Origin of the sequence: Luteimonas sp. MC1782 (assembly GCF_014164605.1) — a bacterium.
In the GTDB taxonomy this organism is placed as follows: domain Bacteria; phylum Pseudomonadota; class Gammaproteobacteria; order Xanthomonadales; family Xanthomonadaceae; genus Luteimonas.
The window spans coordinates 1,988,265-2,012,973 of record NZ_JACJFT010000001.1; the positions used below are offsets into that span (position 1 = coordinate 1,988,265).

Genomic DNA, 24,709 nt, shown 5'->3' on the forward strand with positions numbered 1-24,709 from the left:
CAGGCGAGGCGGGCCGCACGCCCGTCGCGCCGCGGATAAACTGCCGCGACGCAGGGGGACGCGATGAGCGACGAGACCGTACCGCAGCCCGGCCAGGACAGCCCGCCGCCGGGCAGCCGCATCGCCTTCGAGCGCCGCGACCTGGGCATGCGCGGACTGGTCGGCTACGTGCCCATCGGCGCGCTGCCTCCGCTGCGCCGCCGCGAATACCGGATCCCGTTCTGGTTCACGCCGGGCATCGAGCAGGGCGTGCGCTGAGCGATGGCGCTGCTGTTCTTCCTCGTGCTGGTGGCGCTGTCCTGGGGGCTCGGTGCGCTGTTGCTGTGGCCGCGCACGCGCCGGATCGGCGCGGTGTTGCCGTGGCTGGGCGGCGCACTGGCGCTGGGCGTCGTGGCCTGCCTGGCCTGGGGCTTCGTGGGCATCCTGCGCCATGGCGACTGGCAGGCCCTGTCGAATGCGCAGGCCGTGCACCGGCTGTTTGGCGACGGCACCCTGTGGTTCATGGGCACCGGCTGGCCGCTGCTCGACCGGGTCGCGAACATCTATCTCTCGCTCGACATCGCCTTGACGCTGCTGGCGCTGTGCGCCGCCACGCTGCGCGGCTGGGTGTTCTGGGCCGGCGTGGCCGAACGCCGCAGGCAGGCGCGCGTGCGCCGGGGGCGCTGACGCGGCCGTAGCGCGGAGTCAGTCCGCCGCTTCAGGCGGACCGAGGCTGCCGCGGCTGTACATGCCGGAGCGGTCGAAGCAGCAGGCGCGGCGCTGGCCTGACGCCAGCTTGTCGCAGGCGGTGGCGATGCGCTTTACGCGCGTCTCGGCCTTCTTGCCCGAGGTGACCCACTGGATCCAGTCGCGGCGGGCGATCGGGGTGATGTCATCCCAGGTGGCCTTGGCGGCGGGCTGGGCGGACAGCGCGGCGCGGAGGTCGGGCGGCACCTTCGGCTCGGGCTCCCTGGCGACCGGTGCGATCTCCAATGCAGCCGTTTCGCCAGCCTTCACTCCGGCGGCGTCGAACAGGGCCTTGTCGATTTTCAGCCAGTGGCTGCCTTGGCCATCGGGCTCCAGGGTGGCCTGGAACGGCGCCGTGGCGAAGGTGCCCTCCACCGTAACCTGGCTGCGGGTCGGCAGCCTGGCGCTCGCGGCTTGGGGCAGCACGAGGAAGGCCCAGGCGGCGTTCTTCGGCTGCAACGGCCGGCGAAGGCTTGCCTCGAAGCGGACGGCGGCGGGCGCGTTGCTGGCCATACGGAAACCTTAGCATCGGGCGAGCCGCAGAGTGGCACCTCGGCGCTGTGCTAGAATCGCCGCTGTTTCGCGCATTTCGCCGCCAATCGCTTCGTTTTCAACGACGTTTCGGCCCATCCGGGCCGCCATTGGCGTGGCCCGCCGCGCGAACCCATGCCCGGTATCGGCAGGAACGGAGCCAGGCTCCGGTCGGAGTTCCGACGTGTTGTTCCTCGCGGTCCATCGCGCGCAGCCCGCTGCCGCCGGGCGCCTGTGCGCCTGCCTGCCGGCGCGACCCACCAGAGGAGATGACACCCGCATGACCCAACGCATCGCCGTCCTCGGCGCCGGCCCCAGTGGCCTGGCCCAGCTCCGCGCCTTCGACGCCGCCCGCCGCGCGGGTGCCGAAGTCCCCAAGGTCGTCTGCTTCGAGAAGCAGTCCGACCTTGGCGGCATGTGGAACTACACCTGGCGCACCGGCCTGGACCAGCACGGCGAGCCGGTGCACGCCAGCATGTACCGCTACCTGTGGTCGAACGGGCCCAAGGAGTGCCTGGAGTTCGCCGACTACAGCTTCGAGGAACACTTCGGCCGGCCGATCGCCTCGTATCCGCCGCGGCCCGTGCTGCGCGACTACATCATGGGCCGCATCGAACGCAGCAACCTGCGCCACCAGATCCGCTTCAACACCGCCGTGCACTCGGTCGAGTACAGCGAGGAGACGGGCAAGTTCACCGTCACCGTGCGCGAGCTCAAGGACGACCGCATGGTGAGCGAGGAGTTCGACTGGGTGGTGGTGGCCACCGGGCATTTCTCCACGCCCAACGCGCCCGCGTTCGAAGGCCTGTCGCAGTTCCCCGGCCGCGTGCTGCACGCCCACGACTTCCGCGACGCCTGCGAGTTCGCCGGCAAGGACCTGCTGCTGATCGGCAGCAGCTATTCGGCCGAGGACATCGGCACCCAGTGCTACAAGTACGGCGCCAAGTCGGTGACCTTCAGCTACCGCAGCGCACCGATGGGCCACGACTGGCCGGAGGCCTTCAGCGAGCGCCCACTGCTGCTCCGCGTGGAGGGCAACACCGCGCACTTCGTCGACGGCAGCAGCCAGGACGTGGACGCGATCATCCTGTGCACCGGCTACCAGCACCACTTCCCGTTCCTGCCTGACGAGCTGACCCTGCGCACCGCCAACCGCCTGTACCCGCGGGAGCTGTACCAGGGCGTGTTCTGGATCGACAACCCGAAGCTGGTCTACCTGGGCATGCAGGACCAGTACTACACGTTCAACATGTTCGACGCCCAGGCGTGGGTGGCGCGCGACGTGATCCTGGGCCGCACCGCGCTGCCCGACGCCGACGCCATGCGCGCCGACAGCGAGGCCTGGTTTGCGCGCGAGAACGCCTGCGCCGGCGCCAACGACGACATCGATTTCCAGGCCGCCTACGTGCGCGACCTGGTCGACCGCACCGACTACCCCGAGTTCGCGATCGAGAAGGTGGCCGAGATGCTCAAGGAGTGGCAGCGCGACAAGCAGGCCGGCATCCTCGACTACCGCGACAAGAGCTATCGCTCCACGATCACCGGCACGCTGGCGCCGCGGCACCACACGCGCTGGATGGAGGCGATGGATGACTCGCTGCAGGCGTTTCTTGATGACTCGCGTGAGTTGGAAGACCAGCCTGAGGTGAAGCAGGTGCCGGTTGCTGCGGTGGCTGGAGCTGTCGGCTTCGCCGAGCTGATCCGCCGCCGCGCCTGAACGCGGCAGCTGCAGTGGCCGGCTTCAGCGCTTGAGGCCGGCCACGATCTCCGACACGTCCACGCCCATCTCGAGCTGCACGCGCACGAAATCGCGCTCCTTGCGGGACAGGATTCGGCCGGCTTCGAGGCGCACGTCCTCCGCCTGGAGGATGCGCATGATCCGCGGCAGCGCCGAGCCGATGGCATCGGGGCCGTAACCGGCTTCGCGGAGGGCGGTGCGGAGGAGGGATTCGACTTCCATGGGAGATCCTGGTGGTGCGGGGCGGGGCATTGTGCGGCATGGGGGAGTGCCGACGCCGGGCTGTCCGCCCGAATAGGCCCGTGATCCGCTCGAATATGCCGGCGCTCCGCCCTAATAGGCCCGCGCTCCGCTCGAATAGGCCGGCGCTCCGCCCGAATAGGCCCGCGCTCCGCTCGAATAAGCCGGGGTTCCGCCCGAATAGGCCCGCGCTCCGCCCGAATAGGCCCGTGCTCCGCCCAAGTAAGCCGGCGCTTCGCCCTAATAGGCTCGCGCTCCGCCCTGCTAGGCCGGCGCTCCGACCAAATACGCCCGCTCGCCGGGCAAAGACGGCGGGGGTCAGTCCGCCGCAGTCGGCGGCCCGAGATTGCCGCGGCTGTACATGCCGGAGCGGTCGAAGCAGCAGGCGCGTCGCTTGCCGGAAGCAAGCATGTCGCAGGCCGTGGCGATGCGCTTCACCCGCGTCTCGGCCTTCTTGCCCGATTCATCCACTTGATCCAGTCGCGGCGCGCAACCGGGTGATGTCATCTCAGGGTCGCCTTTGCCATGGGGTGCGCGGTCAACGCCTCACGCAGATCGGGCGGCACCTTCGGCTCCGGCTGCTTCGCCACCGGAGCAAACTCCAGCGTGTCCGTGCCGCCAGCCCACGCCGGCGGCTTCGAGGATGGCTGCCTTGGCCGTCCGGCTCAAAGGTGGCCCGGAATGGCGTTGCAGCGAGCGCGCCCTCTACTGCCACCTGGCTGCAGGTGGGCAGCTTTGCGTTTGCCGCCTCGGGCAGGACAAGAAAGGCCCAAGTGCCGTTCTTGAGCTGCGCGGGTTGGCAAGGCATTGCATCCAAGCGAACTACGGAAGGCTCACGCCTAACTTGTGCAGCTCGAAACCAACGTAGTTCCTCTCCCACTATTTCCAGAGAGCAAAACCACGCGGCGCTAGCGAAGAGTTCTTCTTCTGGTACGGAGAGACAAAGATTGTCGCAAGTTCTTTCCCGTCCGAGGAAGTGATTTGATAGCCATCAATCGGGTGCTCGATTATCTCGGAGCCAAACGACCCGATCCGATTGTTTGTCACAGGATGGCCGTTCCAGCGCAACTGGGATAGATACGCGTTGCTTCCAATGATTGTGTCGCAAGGCACCGGATTGTCCACGGAGTAGCCAAACTCGCCGACGCCATCAGGAAATTGATCAGACGTGATCCCACTCTCGTTCATATTACCCATCATCTTCATGATCGAGAGCATAGCCTCCACCTCCGGGCTCCTTTGCTTGGGCTTCTCTCCACGCGAGTCTGACCTCCCTTTAAAGAAGTCGAAAATGCTCATACGAGTTCCCTTTCGTTCTATTCGCGAAAAGCGCTTTGTTCCAAAGTACTCGGAGTAAAATTTCCACCTGTTTGCCGCGTGAGGGTGTATTCAGCGGCTGAACTCTGCGTGTATTGGTTATACCCGTCAGATGTGATTCGTGTTTCAAAGGTTGCAGGTGTTGGATCTGCAGAAACACTCATGGAGTTGACGAATTCTAGGCACTTTCGGCTGAAGCCATCGCCAGTTGCAAACATCACTTGGTAAGTCCCATCTGGAACATCCTCGACAACGCCACGCTGGCCATTGCGTACATAGAAAGCAAGTGCGGTGCTGCCGCCTTGTCTCAACTTGATCAAGACGTCGCTTCCTCCGGCGTTCACTGCCAGGCTGTTGTTGCCATAACCAGAACGGGTGAGAACTTCTCCGTTATAGGGCGTTGAACTGTTTGCCACATCGCACACGACAGCACGTGCGCCCTGCGCACTGCCTTCGAAAAGTAGCCTTGATGAAATGTAACCTTGAACGGAGTTGGCCCCGCTGCCTGTTACAACCTGACTCCAGGTGCCCTCCTTCCCGATCACATAAACCGACTGCATTCGAGGCAGTGCGGTGACAACTGCGCCCCTTGTGCTTGGCTCTGATCGGACATTTGCTTGTTCAGCGACCACGTGCGCCTCGATCGGCTGCACAGTGCTCTCCGCAGCGGCTACAGCGTCTGCCGCCGCCAGTGCTTCAGCTGATACTTGGGCAAGGGCAGAAGACGAGCTGCTTGATGGGGAGTCCCTGAGCGCAATGCCAAACACGACTATCGCACCCAAACCACCAAGGGCCCACCACCCGCCACTGGAAGAGCTCGCTGGTGGCGGAGCCTGTGCGGGCTGCCGAGATGGGTTCGCAGCCGAAGGACTTGGCGACGACGGCGGCTGGGGGTGCCCGGGAACGCTTGTCTTGGCGGTCGTGCGTCCGTCGGACGCTGTCTTCTTGGCCGCCCTTGCTCGCTCTAGGTCAAGCGAATGATCTGATTTGTGGGCTTTGAGGCCGTCGAAGCCCGTCCCGGTAGTTTTTTCGGTCATGTCATTTGCCAAGAATTGAACTCAGGCGGTCGCCGCCCTTCTTCCAAAAGATGTCGATAGCTGTGGAGATCACTGGAGCATTTGGTGTCGTCCGAAGATCAAAACTGCCCCGCGCCTTGCCCGACTCACTTGTCAAACTAACCGAACCATTCTGCTTGGAGCGCCTTGCCTGACTCCAGGAAACAAATTCGGATTCGTTGGCGCGAAAGAGCTTCGGCACCGGCAGTGTGATGCCTGCGTCTGACATCACAATATCTCCAAATCGAAGCCGCCCACCTCGGCGGAGTTCATTCATGTGTTCCACCAAGAGACGAACGCCGATAGCGCGCCACACACGGTCAATAATTTCCCCGAACTTGCTTTGGTCCGTGAGTTCGACGTTGAGCAGGCCGCGATCTGAATGGAGGAATACGGAGTACGTAGTTGAGTACTGGCTTTTGACTCCGCCCCAAGAGACGCTGGATACAGACTCAAGCGGAGCCACAATGCCCTTCCACTCGACGCCAGCGGGTGAAATCTTGAAATGATCCTTGAAGATAAAGCCGATAGCCGTCTCGTAGGTAATCTCTTCCGCCAAGGCTCCTTTTTCTTCCGCTTCCTTCCGCTGGCTCTGCTGCCGCTGTTCAAATATCTCCTCTAGAGCATCAATGTCTTCGTCGACTTGATCAACAATGTCCGGGACCTCGGCAAACGCCTCCCGGAGAGTTGCACTGATCTTCTTGGCGATGTTCAGGTAGTCATGCTTGTTGAAAAGATGAACCGCCAAACTCCGCATTGTTGTCGCTAAATTGATGCTCCCATCGTGCGGAAGCCCTTTGCTCTGCTTGATCAACTGAATTGGCTGCGCAATGGAGTCCCAATGCTTAATTCGCTCGAGTATTCGGCCTGTTAGCTTGTCGATCGCAGTAGGATCGGCGCCCGAGTCGGCTGCTTCTTTGGTTTCAGCGATTAACTCAAGGATGCTCGCCGATTCGTCCTCCAAAAACGTGCCGGCTCGGGCCTCGTATGCCTCAACAAGGTCGCCTATCAGTGCCGGCGCCTGTGACTCTCCATTGTCTGTTGCGGTCTCTGTTAGCTCGGTTACTGTGCTGATCAACTCATGGGTTGGAAGCCTGTCCAGCGCAGCAAGCATCTGCACGATGTAGTGCCGACGCAGGCTTTCGATCTCAGCCTCGATGGGAGAATCATCGGCGATCTGTGGGAAGCCGGCGACTTGACGGTCTTCGTTTAGGTCGCGGCGTATCGAAGATGCGTCGAGCGACGCGAAGTGATCCGCGAGTTCCTCACAGGCAATATGAACATCAGCGTCTGTGCACTCCTGCATCTGATGCAACGCAGATGCGATCAGATTGGCCGCTGCAAGGGGCGGCACACCCAAGTCGCCATAGATCTCGCGGGGATCGGCTCGCAATTTGCTAATTAACGTTTTGGCGCGGCTTGGGCTGACGCCCAATAGCCAGGAGACCTCTGCCTTAAGCCGGCTTCTCGGGTTGGATAGGGCGCTTCGCGCATCCGCCACCTCCGAGTGATCTCCGGTGAGGGCGGCATCTTCCGCAAGCTCCGCAAGTTGCCCCTTGCTCGTTCTGGGGCTGGCGCCGAGTACGTAGAATGCGTTAGTCAGCAAGTCGCTCATACAAAACCAATTCTTCGTTTCTGGGGTGCGGCAGATCGATCAGACGTGACGGATAGCGCTGCAGACAGTTCATCCTTGCCGACGAAATCCTTATGATTTCTGGCAGCGAGCCGGCATGCCTCGCGAACAACGAAGCCGACGTCAGAGAGCGGGCGGCCGGCAAGAATGCACCCCACAGCATCGATGTCGATACTCGGATCTGTCGGCACGTTAGCCAGCAGGTTTCGCAGCGCGTCCGTGGCCTCCTGCGCTGAGGGCATCCCGACTTCGACGATGTGGTCGAAACGCCCTCGGCGCACGACCGCTGGATCAAGAGCGGACAACCGGTTCGTCATGCCAACAACAAGTACCCGGTGCTGCATGGCCTCAGGAATTCTGCGCAGAAACTCAGAGACTTCTTCCACCCGGTGCTGAGCATGGCCGCCATCTTCTCTGGCGGAAAGAAAGGCATCGATCTCGTCAATGACGACCAGAGAGGGCGCAACCTTTGCGGCTTCCTCGAAGGTTGTGGCGATCTTCCGTCCGGTCTCATGGATGTAGGGGCTACCAATGCTCCCACAGTCAATTGACATGCAGGGCCAGCCGAGATGACCTACAAGTTTCTCGACTGCAAATGTTTTGCCACTTCCCGGAGGCCCATGAAGCAGTATGGCTCCAGGGAAGCCGATTCCCATCATCTTGTATCTATCCTCATTTCTGAGGATGTCGACCACATGCTCGTTAAAAAATTCCGCAAGTGAAGGGCGACCCGCAAGCTCCAGCACCTGAAGGCCGGAACCCGCCGTCGCTTCGCTTTCCGAGTAGGTGGCGGGCTCCGCTGCGCGTGACTCACCCCGTCCCACGGAATGTTGCAGGCGAGCGATGTCGTCGCCGTCTAACCAAGGTGCAAGGGTGGCGATGCGGCGCGTGGAAAATATGGACACATCAACGCCGCCTGTTACCCATGCGCCGAGGACGCGCTCAGGAGGGATGCGTTCGCCTACAGACTGGGTAGGAAGCACGCGGCTAACGCGCTCGAAGTAGATGGCACTTCCGGAGTTGAGATCTGGGTGAATCTCTACCGTCGCCATCAAGGCGGCGGCAAACGCTTCGGCATCTGATGCATCGCCGATTGAACTGGGCAGGTCAATTTGCTCGACTCGGTATCCATGTCCGCCTTCGATCACAAGGATCTGTCCTTCGTCGGCGAGCGCAACTGCGAACATCTCCAGGTTAATCAAGCCGAGGCCCGCCCACTTCTCTGCAACGTCAAGCGTGCAAGCTAAGATTCGATTATCTGTACCACAATCGAAGATCTGCCAGCTTTCCCCGGCCGCAAGGCGGCGGCGCACAACACTTCCGTCGAGAGTGCGAAATCCTGGAGATAACCAACTATGGCCTTCCACAGGCTAAGCCCGGACGATGTTGGCATCGAGCAACATGTCGCTCTCGCCAGAAGTTGAAATTCTTACGGACATCAATGTTGCGACAACGCTCCGCAGCGCATCCATGCTGTCATTCTTAATCGCATCAACGCCCACTGCGCAAAGCTGGGCGTGTTCCGCCTTATCCGTGAATTGATGTGTTGCCTTGGCTAGCGCCTTGAACCTTTCGATGACGAACCAATCCTGGCGCCAGAGCACGTCAAAGTTGATGCCCCGCATCCGATCGAGTTGAATCTCAAAGTCCGACCCCTTGGCCTCGATGACGTTAAGCGCCCCTCTCGAGGCATTGTCGAACTGAGTCTCCTCTGAACCTTTGGCATGTTCACGGCAATGATCGTCGAAGAACGAAACACATGAGTCGAGATCCAAGCGGCGCATTAACGGAAGATTGCGTTTTCTGACGGAGGCAAGAATGCGTTTGATTTCGTGAGTTCGATCCATCGCGGACTTGAGGCTCTCAGAGTCTCCGTAAGCGCTCTTGCCTTTTGCGTCTTCTAGCTTTTCAAACGCATCAGCAAGTTCATCATCATCAACCTTCTCCTGAAGGGAGACGATGCGCTCTTCCAGTCGACCGACCTCTTCATGAACCAAGTCCAAGGCCTGCTCAAAGTTCAATTGACCCTCTTGCCGCGAATAGAAGTTGTGTCCCGTCCCCACAGTCACGCCCGCGTCGGGTGCTGACACTTCCATAGTGATAGTTCCGGCGTCGGACACTTCGTAGTCGCAAACAATTGTCGCCCCCTGAGGGATGACGCCGCTCTCAAGATCATTTCCCGTGATTCGCAGTTCGCCAACAAACAGATTATCGGTAACTGGGCTATCAATCTCACCCTGCCAAAGTTTGAAGAACAGGGCGCCCGAGCCTCCCGCACGAATGGATTTTCCCGAGCGAACCGTTACTTTCCCCTTCTTCGGTAGCGGGTCGCCCGCCTTGATGAGCGGCTCCAATACTGCTTGCCCGCCGAGCTTGTCGAGCACTTCAAGACCCACTGAGTGGGAAGCCGGAATAGCATCGATCGTGGCGGCAGTACGATTGATCACTAGTTGGTCGGATGGCAATCGAATCACTAATCCAGCTTGGTCAAATGCCGTCACCTTGAACGTGTTCTCACCGGCTTTTGTCAATGAAAGATCTACGCTGGCCCCGTTTGTCAACGGGATTCTTCCAGAGCTCCATCCCGTATCCGAACTGTCGACCTGAAACTCGGCGCCGGCAGGCGCGCTGCCGGAAAGCTTCACAACGAGCCTGGCCTTCGGCGATGGGGTCCTGGCGGTGTAATTGAATGTCAGGCCAAGTTGCATGGCATCTAGTGCGCCTTTGGCGGATTTTCGACCTCGCTTTTCGCTCGCCCAATCGATTGATTCTGCGAATACGGCGGCACCCTCAGCAACAGCAGTCATGGGATTGACGTCAAGAGCGCCAGAGATGCCGAGCTCAAACGCCACCCGATCACGTACGGTCTTGTACTGAGTGGGTCCGCCAACAAACACAACCCGATTCACATCATGCGACCCGATGTGGGCGCGCTCCATGGTTTCACGAACGGCTTGGATCGAGTCGAGGATCTGCTGCTCAATGAGCGTATCGAGAGTCGACTTTTCCAAAGGGGATTCGAGGTAGATGTCCTGCCCGTCGAGGTCCTGCATTCGGACCTCTGTCTCAGCCAGGGAAATCACGGCGTCTCCACGCGACGACAGTTCGATCTTGGCTTTTTCAGCCGCCCACTCGAGCAGGGCAACAAGCCGCTTATAGCTGGCATCAGTTCGCAGGGATTCAGGTAACGAAAATGTGTTTGATAGCCACGGTCGAACAACACTGTCCACGATGGAGCGATCCCAGTCACGTCCACCACACATTTCGATGCCGCCGTGTGCCTGGAGGCTTACTCGGCCTCCGGCGGAATCCGCAATCGCTACGTCCAGCGTTCCACCGCCCAAGTCGTAGACAATGAAAATTCCGTCCGAAGCCCGTGATCGCACGACGCTCATGACCGCGGCGACTGGTTCCTGTATCAGCGTCACAGCGCCGATCCCAGCCAACTCGGCCGCTTGCAACGTGGCGTCCTTCTGCATCTGATTGAATGCCGCCGGCACTGTGATCACCGTGCCGGCTACATCTTGACGAACTTCTTCGGGCAGATAACCGAAGAGCGTCTTAAGCACTTCGGCCGAGCACGCCTCCGGCGTAGTGGGCGACTCCGATCCCTTGACGTGGATCGGGGTGCTGGTTCCCATCAATCGCTTGAAAAGCCTTGCCGTACTCTCTGGCGCGGCGGGAGCCATGTCGTACGCTCGCTTTCCGACATACCGCCTACGACCGTCGTTGTAGATTACCGAGGGTGTTACGTCGTTCTGCTCTGGACTCTTCCAAATGCGCAGCTTCTCCCCATCGTAGGTGCAGATCGCGCTATTGGTTGTTCCGAGGTCAATCCCGACGTAAATGGCCATCACACAACTCCCAACAGAAAAGTGCCAGTTCGAATTACGCCATTCGGCCCAATGACGACTGGTTCGATCATCTGAGCCACGACAAGCCGATCATTTGATTCGGGGAACTCGTCTGCGTTGAGTGGCGTAGCCGCCAAGCCAGGCTCAAAAATTTGCCCTTCTAGTGACTCGAGACGGACATTGTTCTGCTCCAGCAGGGCATCGACACGCTTCTGAAAAAAACGTGCTTGGCTGATGAATCTGGACTGCTCACTTATTTCGAGTTTTCCGACGGCTCGCTGGAAGAGTCGGATGAACTTCCAAGCTTCAACTGACAGCGCAATGACCGTGTCGAGATCGCCCGTCTCGGCGTTAAGTCCGTTATCCATTTGCCCCTCGGCTTTGATTTCGGGGAGAGAAACGCTCGCAAGCTGGCGCGCTGCTGCCCCTGACTTCCTGTATACGCCCGCACTTGGCTGCGAGCAACCACAGGCGCGTCCTATCCCAACCAACGCTGCATGACGAGGTGATTGTGCTTGCGCAATTGCGACCTCTCAACGCGTGATATTCACCCGCCCTTGGGTTGAAGGAATAGTGGCAGCCGTTCGAAGGTGACGTGGCATCTGGCGTCAGCTTAGGACGGTGCAACGACAGCTGAGTCATTCTTGGGCATCCGCTTCGGGTGAAAGGAGCCGATCAACTACTGGTTCAATCTGAGCCGCAACGCCGACCACCGCCCCGCATGCCGCGCCAACGCATCGGCGATGACGTCCGCGCTACCCACCACATTCAACACCCTCCGCGCCCGCGTCATCCCCGTGTACACCAGCTCCCGCGACAGCACGCGGTTGAAGCGCTCCGGCAACACCAGCCACACCTCGTCGAACTCCGAGCCCTGCGCCTTGTGCACCGTCATCGCAAACGCGCTGTCATGCGCGGGCAGTGCGGCGGGATGGAACGGTCGCGGGTTACGCGCGTCATCGCCGAGGAACCACGCCATCAACGTGCCGCTGTCATCGCGCAGGCAGATGCCGATGTCGCCGTTGAACAGCCGATGCCGGTAGCTGTTCTCGGTCACCAGCAGCAGCCGGCCATGGAAGTAGCGGCTGGCCGCTGATGCGGGACCTGCGCCGCGCCGCGTACCGGCAAGCATTTCCTCGATGCGCGCGTTTAGGCCGCGCGCGCCCTGGGGGCCTTCGCGCACGGCGGTGAGGATGCGTAGGCGTCCGGCGCGAGCGAGCGCATCGGCGGGGTCGCTGGCATCGGCAAGCGACGCCCAGTGGGCCAGCAGATGCTCGCGATGCGACTGCAGCGGAGCGCCGTTGCCTTCGTGGAAATGCACGCCGGACAGCTCTCCGCCGCGCAGCAGTGACAGCGCGGTGGCGGTGTCGCCTTCGCGCACAGCCGCGGCCAGCGGGGCTAGGTCGAGCGCGGCGCTCTGGCGGTAGCCGCGGGTGAGATGGACGTGGCGGGCCGGGAAGGTGGCGGTGGGCGCGGTGGCTTCGGCCGCGCGCAGGATGCCGGCGAGCACGTCGCCCGCTTCCACCGAGGGCAGCTGGTCGGGGTCGCCGAGCAGGACCAGGCGCGCGCCGTCGGGCACGGCTTCGACCAGCTTGGCCATCAGCGGCAGGTCGATCATCGAGGCTTCGTCCACCACCACCACGTCGAACGGCAGCGGGTTGTCGGCGTGGTGCCGGAACCGTGGGCTGTCGGGGATGGTGCCGAGCAGGCGGTGCAGCGTGGTACCGGTGGTGGGCAGCCGTGCGCACAGGGCAGGTTGGACGCCGAGCGCGGGCAGCGCCTGCACGGCGTTGCGCACGCTCTCGGCCATGCGTTCGGCGGCGCGGCCGGTGGGCGCGGCCAGGGCGATGCGCGGTGGCGCGGCGCCGGCTTCGCGCGCCTGCGCGGCCAGCAGCACCAGCATGCGGGTGATGGTGGTGGTCTTGCCGGTGCCGGGACCGCCGGTGACCAGCAGCAGGCTGTGGTGGAGCGCGGCGGCGGCGGCCCGGGATTGCGGGTCGTCGCTGGTGGCGGCTTCGGGGAAGAGCTGGGCGAAGAGGGGCGCGAGGTGTGCGGGGACGTGCGCGCCGTCGCCATCGGCGGCGGACGCGCCTGTGTGCGGGACGGCGCCGCCGATGCGGCGCAGGCCGTCGGCCAGGCGGCGCTCGTACTCGCGGTAGCGGCGCAGGTAGACGAGGCCGTGTTCGTACACAAGCGGGACGTCGGCGGCGGATTCGGCATCGCCAGCATCCGGGCGGGCGACCCAGCGCGAGGCTTCGAGCGCGGCGGTCCAAGCCTCGGGCGTGGGCCAGTCGATTGCGGCATCGACCAGGCGCTGCGGCTCCGCAGGGTCGAAGCCGGCGTGGCCGGATGCGACCGCGAGCGAGGCCAGCGCCGCCGCTGCGAGCACGCTGTCCGGCGTGTCCGGGTCCAGCCGGCGCAGGCTTTGCGCCAGTGCGTGGTCGAGCGTGCGCAGCGCGCCGGTCTTGCCGAGTTGTTGCAGCAAGCCCATGCGGCGCGTGTCATGCGCCTGGTCCGGCGGCGGCGCATCGCGCACGTCTGGCGCGCTCGCTTCCGCGTCACCGACCGCGTCGACCTTGCCGACTGCGTCGCCAGCCTGGCTCTCAGGAAACAGCGGGAGCGTACTCATGCCGCAACCTCCGCGCCCTGGCCAGCAAACAACGCATCCAGCTCATCCACCAGCTCCGGCATGAACCGCCACGCCTGCACCCCCTTCGCGTCTTCGCGAGAGGCATCCAGCCCCCGACAGAACACGTACCGCACGCCGCCGAAGTCCCGCGCGTACTCATACGCATCACCCAGGCGGAAGCGCAGCCAGCGGTGCAGCGCCAGCGTGTAGATCAGCGCCTGCAGGTCGTACTCGCTGTGCGCCATCGCCTCATCCAGCTGCGCGGGGCCGTAGCCGGGCAGGCGGTTGGACTTGTAGTCGAGCACGTACCAGCGGCCGTCGTGCACGTAGGTGAGGTCGATCAGGCCGGTCATCAGGCCTTCCAGCCGGCGGCGCGCGCCGAAGCCCTGGCGCGCGGTGAGCAGGCCGTGGCGGTGCAGCAGCGCGAGCAGCGCGTCGACGCGCGTGGGCGCGAGCGCGAACTGGAACTCGATCTCCGGGCGGCGCCTGTCCGCGGGCACGTCGGCCAGGCGCACGCCTTCGGGCAGGGCGACGGTGAGCGTGTGACCGATGAGCGGGGTGAGCGCACTGATGCCGTCGTCGATGTCTTCGGCCGGGTAGCCGCCGGCGCGCAGGCGGTCGGCGATCAGCCTGGCGTCGTCGCTGTTGGGCGTGGGCGCGCCGGGCGTCCACGCGGCCCAGCGCGCGAAGTCGGTGTGTTCCAGCACGTCGTGCAGCACAACGCCGAAGCGGGTGCCGGAGAAGCGCGGGTCGAAGATGTCGTCGGCGGCGGCCGGGTCGGTACCCGACGCAAGCTCGGCATCGGCATCCACCGCAGGCTCGTCCTGGCCGCCGGGCGCGGGCTGGGTGGCGCTGGCAGAGGCGTCGCCCTGGCCTTCGGCGTTGGCGAGCTGGGTGAAGCTGTAGACCCACCAGTCGCTGGCGAGCGCGCGCGCGGCGATGCGCGCGGGCGGCACGCTGTCGGTGGCGTCGGCCGCGAACCACGGCAGCTTGGCGGGCGGAATGCTTTGGTCGATGGCGAGCGCGCTGCCGAGTGCCGCGGCCAGTGCATCGGGCGTGGCCACCATGTGCAGCAGCGGCGACTTGTCGTGGTTGCTGAACATGCCGCTGGCCAGCCACAGCGCGTGGCGCGCGCGGGTCAGGCCGACGTACAGCAGGCGCGCGTCTTCGGCGCGCTGCGCGAGGCGCCAAGCGTCTTCGGCCTCGTCCCAGCCGGACTGCGAGCGCAGCAGCTTCCAGTGCAGCGCGCGGCCGGCCTGGCCGTTCACCACGGCGCGCTGCCCCGGGCTGCGCGTGGGCGCGCCGATGGCCGCGAACGGCATGAACACCAGCGGGTACTCCAGGCCCTTGCTCTTGTGCAGGGTGACCACCTGCACGCGCTTTGCGTCGGACTCCAGCCGCAGCAGCTGGCTCTCGTCGTTGGCATTGGCATCGGCAATGGCATTCGCCAGCCAGTCGACCAGGCCGTGCAGGCCGAGCGCGCGCGCCTGCGCGTCCTGCAGCAGCTCGGCCAGCTGCAGGTAGTTGGTGAGCCGGCGCTCGCCGTCGAGCAGGCCGAGGAGCCGCCCGGCGTGTTCGGCGCAGAGGTCGTTGACCAGCGCGAGCGGGCCGCCGCGCTGCAGGCGGTCGCGCCAGGCGAGTGCCTTGAGCTGCCAGTCGCGCAGCGCGTCGCCGTCGTCATCCAGCACGGCGATCGCCGTGGCGTCCAGGCCCACCAGCACGGTGGACAGCGCCATGCGCAGGCGGCCGTCGTCGGCGCCGTGCAGCAGGGCGAGCAGCAGCGCGTGCAGGTCGCGCGCCTCGGGCGTGGCGAACAGGCTCTGCTTGCCGGCGGCGACCGCGGGAATGCCGGCCATCGCCAGCGCGTGGCGGATGCGCGTGGCCTCGTTGTGCGAGCGCACCAGCACGGCGATGTCGCCGGGCTGCACGGGGCGGCCTTCGATGCTGGCGTGGCCGTCACGCGCATCGGTGAGCACGCGGTGGATGGCGGCGACGCAGGCTTGCGTTGCGAGTTCACGCGAGCGGCCGGCGCTGTGGGGTTTGAGCTTGCCCTTGGCGTCGGCCTCGGGCGGCGGCGCGCGCCACAGGGTGAGTGCGGGGGCCGCGATGCCGTTGCGCTGGAAGTCGGCATCGGTACGCACGCCGCCGGGGAGCACTTCCTTGAAGGCGATGCGGCCGTCGATGAAGGGCGGCGGGACCTTGTCGTCGGCGTCGGACGCCGCCTGCGCCTGTGCGTACAGCGCGGACACCGCCCGCAGCACCGAGGGCCGCGAGCGGAAGTTGAGCGCGAGCGGCGGCGCCTCCTCGGCGGTGGCGCGCGCGGCGAGATAGGTCTCGACATCGCCACCGCGGAAGCCGTAGATCGCCTGCTTGGGGTCGCCGATCACGTACAGCGCGGGCGCACCGCTGGCAGCGCCGAACACGCGGTCGAAGATGCGCCACTGGCGCGCGTCGGTGTCCTGGAACTCGTCGACCAGGGCCACGGCGTACTGCGCGCGCAGCTTGGCGGTGAGCGCTTCGGCCTGCTGGCCGTCGTAATGCGCGGGGTCGATGGCATCCGCGACGCGGTCGATCAGGTCGTCATAGGTCTGCACGCGCTGCTGCTGCTTGGCGCGGGCGACGCGCAGGCGGGCGTCATCGCGCAGGCGGTGCAGCAGTTCGACGCGGCGCGCGTCCTTCCAATCCGCCACCGCGGTGAGGGCGTCGAGGTAGCCGGGTACGGCGTCGCAGATCGGAGAATCGGGCGTGCGGCCGGCGTGCTTCACGCTCGTGCGGATCTGCAAGGTGTCGCGATGCAGCTGCGGGAGCTTGGCGTGCTCGAACGGCGCGCCGCGCTCGCCGGCATGGCACCAGTGGTGCAGCGAATCGAACAGCGCGGTGATCCAGTCGAGCTTGTAGCTGCCGCCGTGCAGGATCTTGCCCTCCACCGCCGACACGAGTGCGGCGCGGAAATCGTCGCCGTGGGCGCGGAAGGCGGCGGCCAGCGCTTCGCCGGTGGCGTGCAGGCGCGGCGTGGGGTCGTCCGGCAACTCGGCCAGCGCCGGGCGGAGCAGGGGTTCGCGCACCAGTGGCGTCAGATCCGCCGCCAGCGCCTGCGGGCCGCCCGGCCACAGCGCCAGCAGGTCGTCGGCGGCGTCCGCCGTGCTGCCGTGCGAACGCCAGAGGTCGGCGGCGATGGCTTCGTACAGCGGCGTGTCGCTGGTGAGCAGCTCAGGCGCATCAAAGGCCTGGCCGACTTCGAGCGCGTGCTCGCGCAGCACGCGCGCGCAGAAGCCGTGGATGGTGAAGATGGCCGCGAGATCGATGTCGTTGGCGGCCGCGTGCAGGCGGCGGCGCAGGGCGTCGGCGGACTCGCTGCCGCGCGCGAGGTGGGCGTCGAGCACGGCGTGGGTGAGCGTGGCTTCGGGGGAGGCATCGGCCGCGGGCGCGGCGCCGACCAGCGCTTCGGCCAGCAGCAGGCGCGCGCGGATGCGGCTGCGCAGCTCCTGGGTGGCCGCCTCGGTGAAGGTGACGGCGAGCACCTGGCCCACGCGCAGCCCGCGCTCCACCACCAGGCGCACCACCAGCGTGGCCAGGGTGAAGGTCTTGCCGGTGCCGGCCGAGGCCTCGATGGCGTGGACGCCCTCGAGCGCAAGCTCGAGATAGGGATCGCGCGCGGATGCACGCGTGGCCCCATTACCGGCGCCCGTTTGCGTGATGCCGGGGCCGGGGCCCGCGTCTGCATGCATGGCGTCCTTGCCCGCGCTCATTCCGCATCCTCCAGGTCCAGCTTGGCAGCGATGTCGCGCAGCGCGCCGAGGTCGGTGCCGCCATAGACCTTGCCGGCCACCACCGCGGAATAGATCGCCATCGCCAGGTCCACGAACGCGACCTGCGTGGCCTCGTCGCTGAACGGGTCGCGGCCGCGCAGCGCGAGCCGCAGCGCTTCGCCCGTGCCCTCGCCCCAGCTGCGGTCACTGCCATGCCAGCGCCTGGCGGCGAGGTCCAGGCCGCGCTCGAGGCTGTCAGCGCGGTACAGCTCCCACCCGCTGTAGGGCGCGAACGGCAGCGGCCGGCGCAGGCCTTTGCTGCGCAGGTCGATGAGCATGCGCAGCACGTCGCGCGCTTCGTCCTGAGCGAGTGGCGCACGCACGTGCGGGCCGACGCCGTGTTCGCCGCCGTCGTGGAATTCGACCAGCGGCACGCGTTGGCCATCCGCGCTCGCCAGCAGCCAGTCGAGGCCGTTGCGGATCGCGGACTGCCCGGCGGGCGGGTCGAAGCGGATACGTGCGATGCCGTGCGGGTAGGCATCGGCGACGCGGCCCTGCAGCTTCAGGCGGCGCGGGACGCCACCGCTGTGCGGCAGCACCACGCCATCGAACGGGACTTCGATCGGCCTTGGCACCTCCGGTACCGCAGCACCTCGCCACGCGTCGAAGGCGGCCGCATACGCATCCACCTGCCCGCGCACGTCATCCAGCGTGCGCCGGCCAAGCGGTCCGGACGGCAACAGGCCGCGCGCGCGCAGCAGGGCGTGGGTCGACGCGTCGTCGTCACCACGCAGCACGGCGTCGAACACAGCCTTCTGCAGCTGCTGGCGCGCGAGGCCGCGCCCCGGCGCCAGCAGCGGCTCGACGTCCTCGTCGATCGCCTCGACCTCGGCCAAGCGCAGGCCGAGGCGCTGCTTCAGGAACACGTCGGCCGGCGCCTGCAGGAAGCGGCGCAGCTCGTCGAGCGACAGCGTGTGCTCGCGTGCGTCGCCGTCCTGCGCCGAATGCGTGGCGCTGCGCCCGTCGGCTTCACCAGCCGCCTTCGCGGCCATCGCCGCCAACGCGTCATCGCCAAACCACGCCGGCAACGGCACGCGCTGCTGCGCGGGCTGCGCGGCCGCCGGCCACCACTGCGCGTGGTACGAGAACCGCCGCGGCTCGTCACTGCTGCCGAACGCCGCCGGCGCGAACGGCTGCAGCGTGTGCCGCACCACCAGCGCGGCACCCGCTTTGGCTTCCGGCGCGTGCTGCGCATCGGCGGCCGTCAGCAGGTCCGCGACCAGCACCGACGGCTCGCGCGCGCTGCCGTCGCGCGGGTCGGCGCCCTGGTAGCTCACGTAGAACACGTCCTGCGCGGCGCTGAACAGCTGCAGGAACAGGAAGCGGTCGTCATCGCGCGTGGAGCGGTCGCCCTGGCGGCGCTGGCCGCTGGCGAGGTCGGCGGTGAGGCGGTCGAGGCCGCCGGCGGGATCGCGGCGCGGGAACTCGCCGTCATCCATGCCGAGCAGGCAGATGGCGCGGAACGGCAGCAGGCGCATCGGCACCATGCGGCCAATGCTGACGCCGCCGGTGAGCAGCGGGGCGCGGGTGTCGGCCTCGCCCAGCGCGGCGGCGAAATGCGCGCGCACGACGTCCGCCGGCACCGCCGTGGCCACGCCGGCGCGGCGGGCATCGGCGGCGAAGGCATCGATCAGCGTGCGCAGGCGATCCAGCGCACGGCGCGACGCCGGCGACGACGGCGGCTTCGGCAGCAGCGCCTCCAGCAGGCCGATCAGGCGCTCGCGCCAGTCCTCGGGCGGCAGTGCTTCATCCAGCGTGCGGGCGTGGCGCGCGAGCACGCGCAGCAGCCGCACCAGGGTGTCGAGGGCGTCCAGCGCGCTGCCTTCCAGCTCCGGCATCGGCGCGATGACCTGGCCGCCGGCGGTGGTGATGGGCGCATCGCTGCCGGTGGCGTGGCCGAGCAGCAGGCGGTCGAGTGCGAAGGCCCAGGTGTAGGCGTCATCCGCCGGCGCATCGAGGCGCGCGCGGTGCGCCGCATCCAGGCCCCAGCGCGCGCCGGCGGCGTGCAGCCAGGCGTGCAGGCGCGCGAAGGCGGCGGCATCGAGCGCGGCGGCCTCGGCCAGCGGCGGGCTGGCCAGCAGGTCGAGCGTTTCCACCAGGCCGAAGCGCGCCACCGGCAGTGCCAGCAGGCGCAGGAAGACTTCCGCCAGCGGCTCGCCGGCCAAGGGGCTGGCATCGGCGACGGCGTACGGAATGGAGTCCGCCCGGCCGCGGCCGCCGAACACGGCGTCGAGGTACGGCAGGTAGGGATCGATATCCGGCGCCAGCACCGCGACCTCGCGCGGCTGCAGCGGTGGGTCGAAGCGCGGGTCTTCGAACAGCGCGCGCAGCTGGTCGTGCAGCACCTGCAGTTCGCGCAGGCGGGTGTGGCAGGCGTGCACCTGCAGGCTGGGGTCGTCGCGGCGCAGCGCCGGCAGTCGGGTGCGCACGTCGTCCGCGGTCGGCGCCAGCGGCGGCGACGGGCGGCGGTGGAACAGGTCCGACTGCAGGCGCCGCAGCAGGCTGCCGTGCAGCGCGCCGCCGCCCTCGCCCGGGTCGGCATCGCCGCGGATCTCGATGTCCGGGTGCACCACTTCGTAGTTGCCCAGCACCGCCATGAAGTCGCGACCGGCCGCGCCCCAGGCGCGAAGCAGCGGGTTTTCGCCGGCAGCGGCCTCCGGGTCGCCGCCGCGTGCGCGCTGCAGGTCGCCCCAGTAATCGCGGCTGGGCGAGGGCACATACAGATGCAGCGTGCCGACGCGCGCCTGGCTGGCGATCACGCGCAGCACGTCCGGCGACACGTTGAGGATGGCGAAGGCGAACAGGCGCTTCGGCAAGCCGGCCGGCAGCGGCGTGCCTGCGTCTGCGAAGCCACGCAGGTAGGCATCGATGCGCCGCGCGCGGTGGTCCGTGCCGCCCGCCACGCGCCGCCACAGCGCCGCCTGCGGATCGCGCGGGGCATCGCCCGCCTCCCACGCCAGCAGCCATTCGCGGCGCCAGGCCTTGTACTTCTCGAAGGCCTGCGCGAGCTCGCCGGCCAACGACCAGGCCTTCAGCGGGTCGGGGGCGGTTTCGAGGTAGGCGCGCATGGGCTGCAGGGCGCGATCGCGCAGCAGCACCGGATCCGCCAGCGCGGCATGGATGCGCCAGCGCAATGCGGCGGCATCGAGGTCGTCACCGCGCCCCGGCACATTGCCATCCAGCGCGCGCTGCACGAACTCGCCCGGCGTGAGGAACTCCAGGTTGGCCGCCACGCCGTGCGCTTCGGCCAGCGTGGCCTGCAGCCAGCGGCGCATGGCCACCTGCGGGATCAGGATCACGTCCGGCTCCAGCAGCCCCTGGCCGGGCGCGGGCGTGCGCAGCTCAGCGGCCAGCAGGCCGGCCAGCACGTCGAGCGCATTGGAATGGTAGAGGCGGAAGTCGCCGGTCCGCTGGGTCATGCGGCCATGATGCCGGAGGGGCATCTCACGGGGGGAGACCGCCCACCACCAGCGTATCGGCCGTCGACGTGGCGACGATGCGCCGCGCCACGCTGCCGATGGCCAGTTCGTACACCGCGCCGCGGCCGTGGCTGCCGACCACCACCAGGCCGGGGGCGTAGGTGTCGACGTACTGCTGCACCAGGCGCGCGGGGTCACCGTGCTCGACCAGCAGCTCGAGCTGGTCGCCATCGGCCGCCGCAGCGCGCAGGAACGCGCGTCCTTCCTCGTGGAGTTGCGCCTGCGCCGACGCGATCGACGCGTCCGGCTCGGTGCCGGACAACCCCAGCATCGGCAGCTGGAATCCGTGCAGCAGCGTGACCCGGGCGGCAGGGAACAGCGCGCGCGCGCGGCGCAGCGCGGCGCGCGACGGTTCGGAGAAATCACTGGCCACCAGCAGGTGGCGGTACGGTGCCTGCGCGCGTTCGCGCACCACCAGCAGCGACGTCTCGGCGCGTCGCAGCAGCCGGTCGATGGTCGAACCCAGCATCGCCGGGCCGAGCATGCCGTCGCGCACCGGGCCGGTGACCACCAGGGTGTCGCCGCGCGCGTCGAGCAGGTGCGACAGCCGTTCACCGGGCTGGCCCTCGTCGACATGGATGTCCCAGGCGACCGCGGGATCGTCGAACTGCCGCTGCAGCCACGCGCGTGCCTGGTCCCGCGGCGACGGCGGGCGGTACCACGGAGGCGCATCGCGCCGCTGCACCTCCGTCAACAGCGTCTGTGCCGGATCAAGCACCGTGGCCGCGGTGGCCGCGCCGCGAAAGTCGCGCGCCAGCAGCATCGCCCGGTCGATCGCACGGTCGCAGCGCGGGCCAAGGTCGCTGGCCGCCAGGATGCCGGTTGCGCCGGCGGCGTCCGCGCCGTGTGTCGTCATGCCGTCCCTCCCGTCAGTGACGGCCGGTCGGCGGCCGCCGGTCTCAGCTCCTCGAACAGGTCCAGCCTGCGCAGCAGCCACTTCTCCACTTCCAGCAGCAACCCCAGCGCCACGCCGACCAGCACGATCACCACGCCTTCCAGCAGCGGCAGCGGGCGACTGTCGAACAGGTGGTGCATCCACGGAAGATAGGTGAACGCCAATTGCGCCACCACCACCGCCGCCACCGCCCACAGCACCGCCGGCGTGCCACGGAAGCCGCGCAGCGACAGCGAGCTGCCGTGCAGGTAGCGCACGCTGAACAGATAGAAGATCTCCATCACGCAGAACACGTTGACCACCATGGTGCGCGCGGTGGCCACGTCCAGCCCGCGGCGCTGCGCCCACGTGAAGATGCCGAACGCGCCGGCGCTGAACAGCAGCGACACCAGCACGATCCGCCACAGCATGAACGGCGAGACCAGCGGCGCGGCGCGACTGCGCGGCGGGCGCCGCATCACCCCGGGTTCCGGCGGCTCGAACGCCAGCGCCAGGCCCAGGGTGATGGTCAGCACCATGTTGATCCAGAGGATCTGCGGCGCGGTCATGGGCAGCACCCAGCCGAAGGCGATGGCGAGCGTCACCGCCAGCGCCTCGCCGCCGTTGGTCGGCAGGGTCCACGCCACCACCTTGCGGATGTTGTCGTAGACCGCGCGGCCCTCGTGCACCGCCGCCGCGATGGAGGCGAAGTTGTCGTCGGCAAGCACCATCCCGCTGGCTTCCCTGGCCGCCTCGGTGCCCTTGTTGCCCATGGCGATGCCGATGTCGGCCTGCTTCAGCGAGGGCGCGTCATTGACGCCGTCGCCGGTCATCGCCACGGTGTGCCCGCGCGACTGCAACGCGCGCACGATGCGCAGCTTGTGCTCGGGACTGCTGCGCGCGAACACGTCGGCGCGCTCGGCCAGTGCCGCCAGCGCGGCATCGTCGACATCGTCCAGCGCGTGCCCGGTCACCACCTGCGGATCGTCAGACAGCGCCAGCTGCCGTGCGATCGCGCGTGCGGTCGCGGCGTGGTCGCCGGTGATCATCTTCACCGCGATGCCGGCGCTGCGGCAGTCGGCCACCGCCTGGATCGCTTCGTCGCGCGGCGGGTCGATGAAGCCGGCGATGCCGGCGAACACCAGGTCGCGCACGTCGGCAACGGCGAACGCGCCGGGAACGTGCGTGAGGCGCGCGGCCGCGAAGCCAAGCACGCGCCTCCCTTCGGCACCGGCGGAGTCGACCTCCTGCTGCCAGGCGGCGGCCCGCAGCGGAGCGACGTTGCCATCGGCGTCCACCTGCCCGGCGCTGAGCGCCAGCACCTGTTCCGGCGCGCCCTTGACGCACAGCAGGGCACCCGCGCCCTCGACATCGGCGTGCAGGGTGGCCATGAAGCGGTACGCGGCATCGAACGGGACCTCGTCGAGCCGCGGATGCAGGCCACGCACGGCGGTGGCATCCAGGCCGGCTTTGCCGGCCAGCGCCAGCAGCGCGCCGTCCATGGGATCGCCATCGATCCACCAGCGCCCATCCTCGCCGTGCAGGCGCGCGTCGTTGCAGAGCAGGCCGATGCGCGCGATGCGCTCGCCACCGGCCTTGGCCTGGTCGCCCCCGCTGTCGGCCACCACCGTGCCGTGGGGCGCGTAGCCGCCCCCACCCACCGCCACGCGCCCGGCAGCCGAAACCAGCAGGTTCACCGTCATCTCGTTGCGGGTCAGCGTGCCGGTCTTGTCGGTGCAGATGACCGAGGTTGCGCCCAGGGTTTCCACCGCCGGCAGGCGGCGGATGATGGCGTGGCGCGCCGCCATGCGCCGCACCCCGATGGCCAGGGTGATGGTGATCACCGCCGGCAGGCTCTCGGGCACGAGGCCCACCGCCAGGGCCACCACGATCATCAGCGCGTCGAGCCATGGATAGGCGCGCACCAGCACGGCGAACGCGAACAGCGCCGCCGCCATCAGCAGCGCCAGCAGCGTGAACCGGCGGCCGAACTGCGACATCTGCTGCAGCAGGGGCGTGGTCTGCGCCTCCACCCCGCCCAGCAGCGTGCCGATGCGCCCGACCTCGGTGGCCTGGCCGGTGGCCACGACCACCGCGCTGGCCTGCCCGGACGCCACCAGCGTGCCGGAATACAGCATGCACGCGCGGGCACCGAGATCGGCGGTGGCCGCGACCGGCGCGGGCGACTTGTCCACCGGAACGGACTCACCGGTGAGCACGGCTTCGTCGACGCGCACGCCGCGGCAGCGCAGCACCCGCGCATCGGCCGGCACGCGGTCGCCAGCCTCCAGCAGCAGCACGTCGCCGGGCACCAGTTCCGCCACCGGCAGCGTCACGCGCGCGCCATCGCGGATGACGCGGGCGGTCGCGGCCAGCATCGCGCGCAGGGCGGACATCGCCTCCTCGGCGCGCCCCTCCTGCACGAAGCCGACGCTCGCGTTGATCAGCACCACCATCGCGATCACTGCCGCATCGATCACGTGCCCCAGCGCCAGCGCGAGCACCGCGGCGGCGAGCAGGAACAGGATCAGCGGGTCGTTGAAGTGGCGCAGCAGGCGCCGCCACGCCGGCACCGGGCGCGGCGGCGGCAGTTCGTTGCGTCCGTGCGCCGTGAGCCGGCGCCGGGCCTCACCGCCCGCCAGTCCCGCGGCGGAGGCCGACAACACCGCGAGCACCTCCTCGTGCGACCGCGCGTGCCAGGCGCTGCGCACGGAGCCGCCGTGGTCGTCTGCACGCATGGGCCTGGCTCCTCCGTTGCGGGCCCGAAACGGATGGATGCAGATGGATGCATCCGGCGCGACCCGTGCCCCGACCTTGCCATGTC

Annotated in this window: 16 protein-coding genes and 1 pseudogene; 3 read left to right on the forward strand and 14 right to left on the reverse strand. The window is 67.2% G+C overall.

Annotation, left to right across the window (positions count from 1 at the left end; all coding sequences use genetic code 11):
* Positions 1-63 precede the first annotated feature (63 nt).
* Positions 64-258 carry a hypothetical protein gene (locus tag H5368_RS09270; RefSeq protein ID WP_182823534.1) on the forward strand — a complete coding sequence of 65 codons (195 nt, stop codon included), beginning with the start codon at positions 64-66 and terminating at the stop codon, positions 256-258.
* 3 nt (positions 259-261) lie between these two features.
* Positions 262-666, forward strand: coding sequence for a hypothetical protein (locus tag H5368_RS09275; protein ID WP_182823536.1), 405 nt, complete (start codon positions 262-264; stop codon positions 664-666).
* An 18-nt stretch (positions 667-684) separates the two neighbouring features.
* Here the strand turns inward: H5368_RS09275 and H5368_RS09280 are convergent, their stop codons facing one another.
* Entirely contained in the window at positions 685-1,239 is a 555-nt protein-coding gene (locus H5368_RS09280) for a YdeI/OmpD-associated family protein (RefSeq protein ID WP_182823538.1), read from the reverse strand.
* 298 nt (positions 1,240-1,537) lie between these two features.
* On the opposite strand from H5368_RS09280, the gene H5368_RS09285 reads away from it, so the two are divergent.
* Positions 1,538-2,974, forward strand: a complete 1,437-nt coding sequence (locus H5368_RS09285) for an NAD(P)/FAD-dependent oxidoreductase (protein ID WP_182823540.1) — start codon at positions 1,538-1,540, stop codon at positions 2,972-2,974.
* A 24-nt stretch (positions 2,975-2,998) separates the two neighbouring features.
* Here H5368_RS09285 and H5368_RS09290 read toward each other — a convergent pair whose 3' ends face one another.
* The 13 genes and pseudogenes from H5368_RS09290 to H5368_RS09350 all read right to left on the reverse strand — a co-directional run bounded on the left by H5368_RS09290 (position 2,999) and on the right by H5368_RS09350 (position 24,623).
* Complete coding sequence (locus H5368_RS09290; protein ID WP_182823542.1) at positions 2,999-3,217, reverse strand: polyprenyl synthetase; 219 nt, start codon at positions 3,215-3,217, stop codon at positions 2,999-3,001.
* Positions 3,218-3,553: 336 nt separating this feature from the next.
* A pseudogene (locus tag H5368_RS09295) lies at positions 3,554-4,043 on the reverse strand (YdeI/OmpD-associated family protein).
* Positions 4,044-4,114: 71 nt separating this feature from the next.
* Positions 4,115-4,534 carry a hypothetical protein gene (locus tag H5368_RS09300; RefSeq protein ID WP_182823545.1) on the reverse strand — a complete coding sequence of 140 codons (420 nt, stop codon included), beginning with the start codon at positions 4,532-4,534 and terminating at the stop codon, positions 4,115-4,117.
* Positions 4,535-4,551: 17 nt separating this feature from the next.
* On the reverse strand, positions 4,552-5,205 hold the full coding sequence (locus tag H5368_RS13605) for an SH3 domain-containing protein (protein WP_182823548.1): 654 nt from the start codon (positions 5,203-5,205) through the stop codon (positions 4,552-4,554).
* Between the two features lie 385 nt (positions 5,206-5,590).
* On the reverse strand, positions 5,591-7,222 hold the full coding sequence (locus H5368_RS09310; RefSeq protein ID WP_182823550.1) for a hypothetical protein: 1,632 nt from the start codon (positions 7,220-7,222) through the stop codon (positions 5,591-5,593).
* Complete coding sequence (locus H5368_RS13610; protein ID WP_182823551.1) at positions 7,219-8,553, reverse strand: ATP-binding protein; 1,335 nt, start codon at positions 8,551-8,553, stop codon at positions 7,219-7,221. Before H5368_RS13610 ends, H5368_RS09310 begins: the two co-directional genes overlap by 4 nt.
* Positions 8,554-8,610: 57 nt before the next feature.
* Positions 8,611-11,094, reverse strand: a complete 2,484-nt coding sequence (locus H5368_RS09320) for an Hsp70 family protein (protein ID WP_182823553.1) — start codon at positions 11,092-11,094, stop codon at positions 8,611-8,613.
* Entirely contained in the window at positions 11,094-11,462 is a 369-nt protein-coding gene (locus tag H5368_RS09325; protein ID WP_182823555.1) for a hypothetical protein, read from the reverse strand. Before H5368_RS09325 ends, H5368_RS09320 begins: the two co-directional genes overlap by 1 nt.
* Before the next feature lie 311 nt (positions 11,463-11,773).
* Positions 11,774-13,585 carry an exodeoxyribonuclease V subunit alpha gene (gene recD, locus H5368_RS09330; protein ID WP_182823954.1) on the reverse strand — a complete coding sequence of 604 codons (1,812 nt, stop codon included), beginning with the start codon at positions 13,583-13,585 and terminating at the stop codon, positions 11,774-11,776.
* 134 nt (positions 13,586-13,719) lie between these two features.
* Positions 13,720-17,451, reverse strand: coding sequence for an exodeoxyribonuclease V subunit beta (locus H5368_RS09335; protein WP_182823956.1), 3,732 nt, complete (start codon positions 17,449-17,451; stop codon positions 13,720-13,722).
* A 17-nt stretch (positions 17,452-17,468) separates the two neighbouring features.
* Positions 17,469-20,951 (reverse strand): exodeoxyribonuclease V subunit gamma, encoded by a 3,483-nt coding sequence (recC, locus tag H5368_RS09340; RefSeq protein WP_255486413.1) that lies wholly within the window; start codon positions 20,949-20,951, stop codon positions 17,469-17,471.
* A gap of 25 nt (positions 20,952-20,976) precedes the next feature.
* Positions 20,977-21,867, reverse strand: a complete 891-nt coding sequence (locus tag H5368_RS09345; RefSeq protein WP_182823559.1) for a universal stress protein — start codon at positions 21,865-21,867, stop codon at positions 20,977-20,979.
* Positions 21,864-24,623 (reverse strand): HAD-IC family P-type ATPase, encoded by a 2,760-nt coding sequence (locus H5368_RS09350; RefSeq protein WP_182823561.1) that lies wholly within the window; start codon positions 24,621-24,623, stop codon positions 21,864-21,866. The genes H5368_RS09345 and H5368_RS09350 overlap by 4 nt, the downstream gene beginning before the upstream one ends.
* Positions 24,624-24,709 lie beyond the last annotated feature (86 nt).

Bases quoted from the DNA above. Each gene is read 5' to 3' on its own strand.
- H5368_RS09270 (WP_182823534.1), top strand. From the start codon at position 64: ATGAGCGACGAGACCGTACCGCAGCCCGGCCAGGACAGCCCGCCGCCG.
- H5368_RS09275 (WP_182823536.1), top strand. From the start codon at position 262: ATGGCGCTGCTGTTCTTCCTCGTGCTGGTGGCGCTGTCCTGGGGGCTC.
- H5368_RS09280 (WP_182823538.1), bottom strand. From the start codon at position 1,239: ATGGCCAGCAACGCGCCCGCCGCCGTCCGCTTCGAGGCAAGCCTTCGC.
- H5368_RS09285 (WP_182823540.1), top strand. From the start codon at position 1,538: ATGACCCAACGCATCGCCGTCCTCGGCGCCGGCCCCAGTGGCCTGGCC.
- H5368_RS09290 (WP_182823542.1), bottom strand. From the start codon at position 3,217: ATGGAAGTCGAATCCCTCCTCCGCACCGCCCTCCGCGAAGCCGGTTAC.
- H5368_RS09300 (WP_182823545.1), bottom strand. From the start codon at position 4,534: ATGAGCATTTTCGACTTCTTTAAAGGGAGGTCAGACTCGCGTGGAGAG.
- H5368_RS09310 (WP_182823550.1), bottom strand. From the start codon at position 7,222: ATGAGCGACTTGCTGACTAACGCATTCTACGTACTCGGCGCCAGCCCC.
- H5368_RS09320 (WP_182823553.1), bottom strand. From the start codon at position 11,094: ATGGCCATTTACGTCGGGATTGACCTCGGAACAACCAATAGCGCGATC.
- H5368_RS09325 (WP_182823555.1), bottom strand. From the start codon at position 11,462: ATGGATAACGGACTTAACGCCGAGACGGGCGATCTCGACACGGTCATT.
- recD (WP_182823954.1), bottom strand. From the start codon at position 13,585: ATGGGCTTGCTGCAACAACTCGGCAAGACCGGCGCGCTGCGCACGCTC.
- H5368_RS09335 (WP_182823956.1), bottom strand. From the start codon at position 17,451: ATGCATGCAGACGCGGGCCCCGGCCCCGGCATCACGCAAACGGGCGCC.
- recC (WP_255486413.1), bottom strand. From the start codon at position 20,951: ATGACCCAGCGGACCGGCGACTTCCGCCTCTACCATTCCAATGCGCTC.
- H5368_RS09345 (WP_182823559.1), bottom strand. From the start codon at position 21,867: ATGACGACACACGGCGCGGACGCCGCCGGCGCAACCGGCATCCTGGCG.
- H5368_RS09350 (WP_182823561.1), bottom strand. From the start codon at position 24,623: ATGCGTGCAGACGACCACGGCGGCTCCGTGCGCAGCGCCTGGCACGCG.